The 2,577-nt window shown below is 67.9% G+C and carries 2 protein-coding genes; both read right to left on the bottom strand.

The genetic code is table 11. The annotated features are described in order from the left end of the window. On the bottom strand, positions 1-1,527 hold a 1,527-nt coding region (locus STBA_RS35365), incomplete at its 3' end, for a beta-ketoacyl synthase N-terminal-like domain-containing protein (protein ID WP_171987933.1). Positions 1,528-1,595: 68 nt separating this feature from the next. Further along, a partial coding sequence (locus tag STBA_RS35355; protein WP_143659665.1) for a beta-ketoacyl reductase occupies positions 1,596-2,577 on the bottom strand: 982 nt, incomplete at its 5' end.

Genomic DNA, 2,577 nt, shown 5'->3' with positions numbered 1-2,577 from the left:
CGCCACCACATGCTCCCGCAACCGGCCCGCCTGACCCGCAAGCGCCACCGCACTACGACCCGACACCACCCACGCCGGAACACCAGACGACAACACCGCGACAGGAGCCGCAACCGGCTCCTCCTCAACCACCACCGCAGCCTCAAGCGGCGCCTCTTCAATGATCAGATGCGCGTTCGTGCCGCTGATACCGAACGCCGACACACCCGCCCGCCGCGGCCGGTCACCCGGCTGCCAGCTCCAATCATCCTGGAGCAGCTGCACGTTCCCAGCCGACCAGTCCACGTGCGTGGACGGCTTCTCGACATGGAGGGTTTTCGGCAGAACGCCGTGCTGGAGCGCCAGCACCATCTTGATCACACCCGCGACACCGGCCGCCTGCTGCGCGTGACCGATGTTCGACTTCACCGAACCCAGCCACAACGGACGGTCCCCGGTACGTTCCCGCCCGTAGGTTTCCAGCAGGGCCTGCGCCTCGATCGGGTCACCCAGCTCCGTGCCCGTGCCGTGCGCCTCGACCACATCAACATCCGCCGCCGACAGCTGCGCGTTCGCCAGCGCGGCACGGATCACCCGACGCTGCGAAGGACCATTCGGCGCCGACAAACCGTTCGACGCACCATCCTGATTCACCGCACTGCCCCGGATCACCGCAAGCACCCGGTGACCGTTACGCCGCGCATCCGACAGCCGCTCCAGCATCAGCATGCCGACGCCCTCGGCCATGCCCATCCCGTCCGCACCATCCGCGAACGCCTTGCACCGCCCATCCGAGGACAACGCCCTCAGCCGCGAGAAGCCCACGAACTCGCTCGGATCGGCCATCAGCATCACACCGCCGGCCAGCGCCATCGAGCACTCACCACCACGCAACGCCGTCACCGCCTGATGCAACGCCACCAGCGACGACGAACACGCCGTGTCCACCGACACCGCCGGACCCGTAAGACCCAGCGTGTAGGAGATCCGACCCGACAACACACTCAGCGCGTTGCCCGTCACCAAGTGCGCCTGGGCGTCCGCCTCACCCGACACCGCGGCGATATACCCGGAAGACGCGGCGCCGACGAAGACGCCTGTACTCGACCCCTTCAGCGAAATCGGGTCGATCCCCACCCGTTCGATCGCCTCCCACGAGGTCTCCAGCAACAGCCGCTGCTGCGGGTCCATCGCCAACGCCTCACGCGGACTGATCCCGAAGAACCCGGCATCAAACTCCGCAGCCCCCGACAGGAAACCACCCTCCACCACATACGTCGAACCCTCAGCATCCGGGTCCGGATCAAACAACGCCTCCGCATCCCAACCCCGATCCACCGGGAACCCCGAAATCGCATCCCCACCCGACGCCAGCAGCTCCCACAGCTCCTCAGGACTACGCACCCCACCCGGATAACGGCACGCCATCCCCACAATCGCAATGGGTTCCCGGTTCCGCTCCGTCACCTCACGCAGCCGCGCCCGCGTGGTGCGGAGCTTCGCGGTGGTCTGCTTGAGGAAGTCGAGGAGTTTTTCCTCGTTCTGCATCGTCCTTATACCCTTCGACCTGTTCAGGAGTGCGGTGGAGCCGGCGGGACCGCCGGGTCGGGCAGGGGTCAGTCAAAGTCGGGATCGTCGAGTTCGTCTTCCAGGAGCGCAAACATTTCCTCGGCAGTGGCCCCTTGGAGTTGCCGCTGTTCTGCCTCGTCCGCTGCGGCCTCTGGTTGGAGGGCACGGAACCGCTGGGTCAGCGCTTCCAGGCGGGCGACGATCTCGGCGCGCTCCGCGTCGTCGGACGGTGTGAGCCCGGCGGCCAGACGGTCGAACTCGTCCAGCACCGCGGAGTGACCGACCAGCTCGGCGAGCAGGTAGTCCGCCATGGCCGTCGGGTTCGGGTGGTCGAACACTACGGTGGCCGGCAACCGCACCCCGGCAGCAGCACCCAACCGGTTCCGCAGCTCGACCGCGGTCAGCGAGTCGAAACCGACATCCCGGAACGCCCGCTCGGCCGGCATCTCGGCAATCGACTCATATCCCAGCACGGTGGCGGCATGGGAACGCACCAGCTCGATGACCGTCCGGCGGCGCTCGGCCACCGGCATCCCGGCCAGCCGGGACGCATACTCCCCACGTTCCGCGGCCTGCGACTCCGCCGAGCCCGCCGGGTCGGTCTCCTCGCGTGCCTCCGGAATCGTCTCCAGCAGCGGACGCGGACGGGCCACGCTGAACACCGGCGCGAACTTCCGCCACTCCACATCCGCAACCGCAATGAACGTTTCATCGTCGTTGAGGACTTCGCCCAGCGCGGTCAGTGCCCGGTCCACGTTCAGGAAGTGCATGCCCTGCCGCCGAAGCCGACTCGGGGTCACCCGACCGGCACCCTGATCCAGCACGGCGTCGACCTCGTCCCAGTCCCGGGTGTCCCACACGCCCCAGGCGATGGACGTGGCCGGCAGGCCACGGGCCCGCCGCTCCTCGGCCAGCGCATCCAGGAACGAGTTACCCGCCGCGTAGGCGCCGTGGTCGTTGCTGCCCCACGTCGCCGAAATCGACGAGAACAGCACGAACTCGTCGAGGCCGAGAGCGGCCGTCGCCTCA

Origin of the sequence: Streptomyces sp. MP131-18 (assembly GCF_001984575.1) — a bacterium.
GTDB classification, from domain to species: domain Bacteria; phylum Actinomycetota; class Actinomycetes; order Streptomycetales; family Streptomycetaceae; genus Streptomyces; species Streptomyces johnsoniae.
This window is presented reverse-complemented; position numbering and strand designations above follow the sequence as displayed.